At 69.8% G+C, this 5,605-nt stretch carries 5 protein-coding genes and 2 pseudogenes; 4 read left to right on the top strand and 3 right to left on the bottom strand.

What is annotated here, in order from left to right:
* Positions 1-721 precede the first annotated feature (721 nt).
* On the top strand, positions 722-2,206 hold the full coding sequence (gene rpsA, locus NBZ85_RS26765; protein WP_163553481.1) for a 30S ribosomal protein S1: 1,485 nt from the start codon (positions 722-724) through the stop codon (positions 2,204-2,206).
* 87 nt (positions 2,207-2,293) lie between these two features.
* Here the strand turns inward: rpsA and NBZ85_RS26760 are convergent, their stop codons facing one another.
* A complete protein-coding gene (locus NBZ85_RS26760) occupies positions 2,294-2,476 on the bottom strand; it encodes a Trm112 family protein (RefSeq protein WP_261558107.1) in 183 nt (60 codons plus the stop codon).
* Positions 2,477-2,685: 209 nt separating this feature from the next.
* On the opposite strand from NBZ85_RS26760, the gene NBZ85_RS26755 reads away from it, so the two are divergent.
* Positions 2,686-3,222 (top strand): glutathione peroxidase, encoded by a 537-nt coding sequence (locus NBZ85_RS26755; RefSeq protein WP_261558106.1) that lies wholly within the window; start codon positions 2,686-2,688, stop codon positions 3,220-3,222.
* Between the two features lie 104 nt (positions 3,223-3,326).
* On the opposite strand, the gene NBZ85_RS26750 is transcribed toward NBZ85_RS26755, so the two are convergent.
* Positions 3,327-3,572, bottom strand: coding sequence for a hypothetical protein (locus NBZ85_RS26750; RefSeq protein ID WP_261558105.1), 246 nt, complete (start codon positions 3,570-3,572; stop codon positions 3,327-3,329).
* Positions 3,573-3,693: 121 nt separating this feature from the next.
* Positions 3,694-4,302, bottom strand: coding sequence for a DUF5994 family protein (locus NBZ85_RS26745; protein WP_261558104.1), 609 nt, complete (start codon positions 4,300-4,302; stop codon positions 3,694-3,696).
* 424 nt (positions 4,303-4,726) lie between these two features.
* On the opposite strand from NBZ85_RS26745, the pseudogene NBZ85_RS26740 reads away from it, so the two are divergent.
* Together NBZ85_RS26740 and NBZ85_RS26735 are read left to right on the top strand one after the other, a co-directional pair.
* Positions 4,727-4,937: pseudogene (locus NBZ85_RS26740) on the top strand (helix-turn-helix transcriptional regulator); the annotation flags it as partial.
* A 64-nt stretch (positions 4,938-5,001) separates the two neighbouring features.
* Positions 5,002-5,605 (top strand): annotated as a pseudogene (locus tag NBZ85_RS26735) (lysine--tRNA ligase); the annotation flags it as partial.

Here is a 5,605-nt window from a genome sequence, read left to right as displayed (position 1 = left end):
GGATCGGTCCGGGCGGGCGGCCCGAGCCGGGCAGCGACGAGCGCGGCCCAGCCGGGCGGCCCTGACCAGCGGCTAGACCCGGGCCACTGTCCTGACGTCCCGCCCGCCGCGGCCACTGCGGCCGCCGTCGCCTCCACCCCGCCCACCAGCTCCTCGTGGCCACCCTGTCCACCAGCCCGTCGGGATCCACCGGTCTTTCGTGGTCCATCGGTCTTTCGTGACCATGAGCCTGCTCGGCGGCGTCCCCCGCGCGGGGAGAGCACCCGCGTTTTTCCGCCTGTCTGCCGTCCCATCGCTCCTCGTCCTACATGTCGTATTTTGAAGTATTTGTCATCTTTGAGCCCGCCGTGCTGTGTCCGGCCGCCCGGGGAACGGGTGCACGGAGATCGGCTCGGTGGACGCCGCTGGCCGCCGTCGGTGTCGCGCGAGCGTGGTTGGGCGATAGCACATAGCTACATATTGCCGTCTTGTGTCTGCGTAGCGTGACCGCAGTCGCGGGTCGCGAGTGTCTGGGCGCCGACTCCCGTTGACCACTCCGGACACCCATCCCTAGACTTGGGTCTGTGCACGAGGGTCCGTGGGTCTCAGACCGAGCGGATCCACTCGAGCGTCGCTATCGGTTCTGACAGTTTCTTCGTTTTCTGCGTTGTCTCTGTCCCTCGGTCCCGGCGGTTCGATCCGGCCCTCGCGCGGACGACCACCCCTAGTCGGAGCCGACCCCTTGACGAGCACCACCGACGTACGACCCGTGGAGACCGTGACCACCGCGCAGAGCCCGACCACACCACAGGTAGCGGTCAACGACATCGGCTCGGCCGAAGACTTCCTGGCGGCAGTCGACAAGACGATCAAGTTCTTCAACGATGGGGACATCGTTGACGGCATCATCGTCAAGGTTGATCGCGACGAGGTTCTGCTCGACATCGGGTACAAGACCGAGGGCGTGATCCCGTCCCGAGAGCTGTCGATCAAGCACGATGTCGACCCGCACGAGGTTGTGAGTGTCGGCGACCACGTCGAGGCCCTTGTCCTCCAGAAGGAGGACAAAGAAGGCCGTCTGATCCTGTCCAAGAAGCGCGCCCAGTACGAGCGCGCCTGGGGCACGATCGAGAAGCTCAAGGACGAGGACGGCGTCGTCACCGGCACCGTCATCGAGGTTGTCAAGGGTGGTCTCATCCTCGACATCGGCCTCCGTGGCTTCCTGCCGGCTTCCCTCGTGGAGATGCGCCGAGTCCGCGACCTGCAGCCCTACGTGGGGCGTGAGCTCGAAGCCAAGATCATCGAGCTCGACAAGAACCGCAACAACGTTGTGCTCTCGCGGCGGGCATGGCTGGAGCAGACCCAGAGTGAGGTCCGCTCCGAGTTCCTCGCCCAGCTGGCCAAGGGCCAGATCCGTAAGGGTGTCGTCAGCTCGATCGTCAACTTCGGTGCCTTCGTGGACCTCGGTGGCGTCGACGGGCTGGTGCACGTCTCGGAGCTGTCCTGGAAGCACATCGATCACCCGTCCGAGGTGGTCGAGGTCGGCCAGGAGGTCACCGTCGAGGTTCTCGACGTCGACCTGGACCGTGAGCGGGTCTCGCTGTCGCTGAAGGCGACGCAGGAGGACCCGTGGCGTCAGTTCGCCCGCACCCATGCGATCGGCCAGGTCGTTCCCGGCCGGGTCACGAAGCTGGTGCCGTTCGGCGCGTTCGTCCGGGTGGACGAGGGCATCGAGGGTCTGGTCCACATCTCCGAGCTCGCCGAGCGGCACGTGGAGATTCCGGAGCAGGTCGTCAACGTCGGTGACGAGATCCTGGTCAAGGTGATCGACATCGACCTCGACCGGCGCCGGATCAGCCTGTCGCTCAAGCAGGCGAACGAGGCGTCGGGGCTGGCCGTCGACGGCGAGGCGTTCGACCCGAGCCAGTACGGCATGGAAGCCAAGTACGACGAGCAGGGCAATTACGTCTACCCCGAGGGCTTCGACCCGGAGACCGGGGAGTGGCTGGAAGGCTACGAGGAGCAGCAGGCGGAATGGGAGCGGCAGTACGCCGAGGCCCAGACCCGCTTCGAGGCGCACCAGGTCCAGATCCGGGCCGCGCAGGAGGCGGACGCCGCGGCGGCCGCTCCCTCCTCGTACACCGCTTCCTCCCAGTCCGACCAGCCTGCGTCCGCGATCGACGAGGAAGCACTGCGTCGCCTGCGGGAGCAGTTCGGCCGGGAGTAGGCAATCCTGCCGTGTGCGTGACAGCGGGGCCCGAGGAATTCTCCTCGGGCCCCGCTGTTGTGTGCTGGCGTGCGGGAGATCTGCCGGTCAGGGCTGCACGCGTGCCACCGCGGCGTCGACGTGATCCGGCCGCAGCAGGATCGGGACGTCCTCGCGAATCTCGTAGCGGTGGCCGAGCCGCGGGTTGACCAGCCAGCCGTCCACCAGCTCCAGCGGCCCCTTGTCGACCGGGCAGGCCAGAATCTTCAGCAGGTCGGGTTCGATGCTCATGTCGGGCGTTCCTGTTCGTTCGTCGCCATCGGTCGCTGCCGTCGGACCCCACGAGCATCCCAGACGGCCACCCGCGTCGAACCGGCGCACAATTATGCACCTAACATGGTGACATAAAGCCACGGGGCGGAGTAGCGTCAGGATCGTGCAGCGGTCGAACCATCGGCCGCGAAGTTCGCGGATGACCCGTCACGAGAGCCAGGTTGACCATGACTGTTTACGACTTCACCGTAGACGCCCCCGGCGGCGACAGCCGCTCGCTGGGCGACTACGCCGGCCAGACGCTCCTGATCGTCAATGTTGCCAGCAAGTGCGGCCTGACGCCGCAGTACGAGGGGCTGGAGTCGCTCTACCAGGAGCTGCACGGCCGCGGCCTGGAGATCCTCGGCTTCCCGTGCAACCAGTTCGGCAACCAGGAGCCGGGCACCGAGGAGGAGATCCAGAGCTTCTGCTCGGCCAACTACAACGTCACCTTCCCGGTGCTGAGCAAGGTCGAGGTGAACGGCGACGACGCCGCGCCGCTGTTCAAGTACCTGCGCGCCGAGGCGCCCGGGGACTTCGGGCCCGAGTCCGGTTTCCTCTACGAGCACGTCCAGAAGACCCGGCCCGAGGCGATCGGCACCGACGAGGTCAAGTGGAACTTCACCAAGTTCCTCGTCGACACCGACGGTAACGTCGTACGCCGTTATGAGCCGACGGTGACCCCCGAGGAGATCCGCAAGGACCTCGACGCCACCCTCGCCTAACCGCCACCCTCGCCTAACCGCCACCCTCGCCTAGCCGCCACATCGGCGGTCCGCGCCCGGTGCCGGTCGTTCGGTCGAAGCGGCCGGCACGGGGGTGGGCCCGATCAGGGCCGGTCGAGCTGGGCGGCGAGGTACACGATGTCCTCGCTGATGCCGCTGGCGAGGACCGCGTGCACCTCGCGGTAGGCCGCCCGGAACTCCGCGAGAACCGCACTGACGCCCGCGGCGTCCACCGGTTCGCCGATCTCGACGGCGGCATTGGCGAGACGGCGGATGCCACGGCTGGCCCGCTGGGCGGTGAGTAGGTGGAACGCGATCTCGTCGAGACGGGCGGGGTCGGTGTCACTCATGGCGGCCTTCCATTCCTTCGGGTCCCTTACAGGTCGGGGCCTCGGGATCAGGCGAGTACGGCCTCGGCCCGGTGGTCGTCGGCCGGGACCGGCGCGCTGATGTTGCCCGCCATGGTCGTGGTCAGGGCGAAGCGACGGGCGCCGCGGACGACTCCGGCACCGCGGCGCCGGTCGGTCCGCCGTCGTCCGCCGGGGTCTCGGCGCCGGCCTGCCGCAGGATCTCACCGGCTGAGCCGGTCAACCCGCCGGCCGCGGCCGCCCGGAGCACCGTCTGAGCCGGGCCGGGCGCGGCCTCGGGCGGGATCACGAGTAGTCGGAGCCGGGGCTGGCCCACGTTGCTGCCGCCGCCCGCGGTGATCACGCGCGGGTCCAGGGTCCGGAACCAGTCCACTCGCACCCGGGGTGCCCCGGGCCCCTCTGCGAGGTCGGGGATCGCTGCCCAGGCGTCGCCGTTCACCGAGACCCGGCGGATGTTCCCGTCGGCTTTCGCCAGCGCGGTGAGGAGGCCGGGGAGCTCGTCGGCCAGCCGCATCGTCCGCGGCCACCAGCTGCCGTCGAACGAGTCCCGGCCGCGGACCGGGGACAACGACAGGCGGGGCGAGGCGTCTGCGGGGCCCGGAGTGAGGACCGGTGCGGCCGCCGCGGGGTACTGGGTCGGGACGCCGCCGTCGTCGTCGAACCGGGCGATTTCAGGGCGATCGGCGGGAAGCACATGCTGGCTCGTCGTCATGACGGCCGCCTCACTCCGATGACGATGACCATCGGATGGCTGCGACCGGCAGCTGGGTCGACCTGCTGGTCGACACTCGCGATACACCCGGCCTATGCTCATGATACGCCCAGTGGCCACAGGCACTCCCGAGGAGATTCACCGGGGCCGGTGCAAACGTCCGTTCGGTGACGGTCGAGTCGAGCACGCAGGGCCGCTCGTACAGGTAGAGCATCTCCACCACCTCGGCGGTGACGGGGTCCGCGGCGCCGGCCGCCGCGAGTTCCGGCTGATCGCGACCAGAGCGCGGGCGACGTCGCCGGCGTAGGCCCAGCTGTGCGCGGCGTCGAGGTCACCCGGGCCCGACCGGCCCGGTGGGCAGCCAGGGCGTCGCGCCACGTCGCGGCCCGCACCCGACCCCGACGATCACGTGCACGGTCAAGGTTGGCTCCTCGTGGGTGGGCGTCCCGGGGCGGTCCGGGCACTACGCCTGTTGCACCACACGCCCCAACATCCCTGGACGGTCGCGGAGCTCGCCGCCGCCTGCGGGGCCTCCCGGGCCGCCGTCGCCCGCCGGTTACGGCAGCCCGTTTGCGCTGAGTACCGCCTTCCGCCGCCAGTACGGCGTCAGCCCCCGCGACCACCGTGCGCGGTGACGGGTCTCCACGCGAGACCATTAGGGTTGTTGTCAAGGGTTCGACGTCGAGATGTGGTGGGACTGTGGTTGATCGCCGGGACTGGATGGCCAAGGCCGCGGACGAAGCGATCGAGCGGGCGCAGCGGCGCCCGGGCGGCGAGAAGGTCGTCTGCGCGTCGGGGATCAGCCCATCGGGGCCCGTTCACCTCGGCAACCTGCGGGAGATCCTCGTCCCGCACCTCGTCGCCGAGGAGATCCGGTCCCGCGGGGTGCCCTGCGAGCACATCCTGTCCTGGGATGACTACGACCGGCTGCGCAAGGTGCCCGCCGGGGTGCCCGCCGACTTCGCCGAGCACGTCGGCCGGCCGCTGACGGCCGTTCCCGACCCGTGGGGCGAGTTCCCGAGCTGGGCGGAGCGGTTCAAGGCGCCGTTCCGCGACGCGCTGCGTCGCCTCGGCATCGAGGTCCGCGAGATCAGCCAGACCGAGATGTACCGCGCGGGCGCCTACGCAGACGGCATCGCCCGGGCCATCGCCGCCGCCCCCGCCATCGACGGCATCCTCGGCCGCTACCGCACGCTGCAACCGTCGCCCGCGGCAGCACCCGCCGGCTCGGATCCCGCCGGTTCCGGTGGCCGGGCTGGGCGCGGCGGGCGCGGGGGAGCGGCGGCGCCGGGGGCGGCAGGGG

The sequence above is a fragment of the Frankia tisae genome (assembly GCF_025403405.1).
In the GTDB taxonomy this organism is placed as follows: domain Bacteria; phylum Actinomycetota; class Actinomycetes; order Frankiales; family Frankiaceae; genus Frankia; species Frankia tisai.
Note: the sequence above shows the minus strand (reverse complement) of the source record. Positions and strands in the feature narration are given on the sequence as shown.

What these genes read in the sequence shown, in the direction of transcription:
- NBZ85_RS26745 (WP_261558104.1), bottom strand. Translation starts at nt 4,302, where the DNA reads ATGACGACGAGCCAGCATGTGCTTCCCGCCGATCGCCCTGAAATCGCC.
- NBZ85_RS26760 (WP_261558107.1), bottom strand. Translation starts at nt 2,476, where the DNA reads ATGAGCATCGAACCCGACCTGCTGAAGATTCTGGCCTGCCCGGTCGAC.
- NBZ85_RS26755 (WP_261558106.1), top strand. Translation starts at nt 2,686, where the DNA reads ATGACTGTTTACGACTTCACCGTAGACGCCCCCGGCGGCGACAGCCGC.
- NBZ85_RS26750 (WP_261558105.1), bottom strand. Translation starts at nt 3,572, where the DNA reads ATGAGTGACACCGACCCCGCCCGTCTCGACGAGATCGCGTTCCACCTA.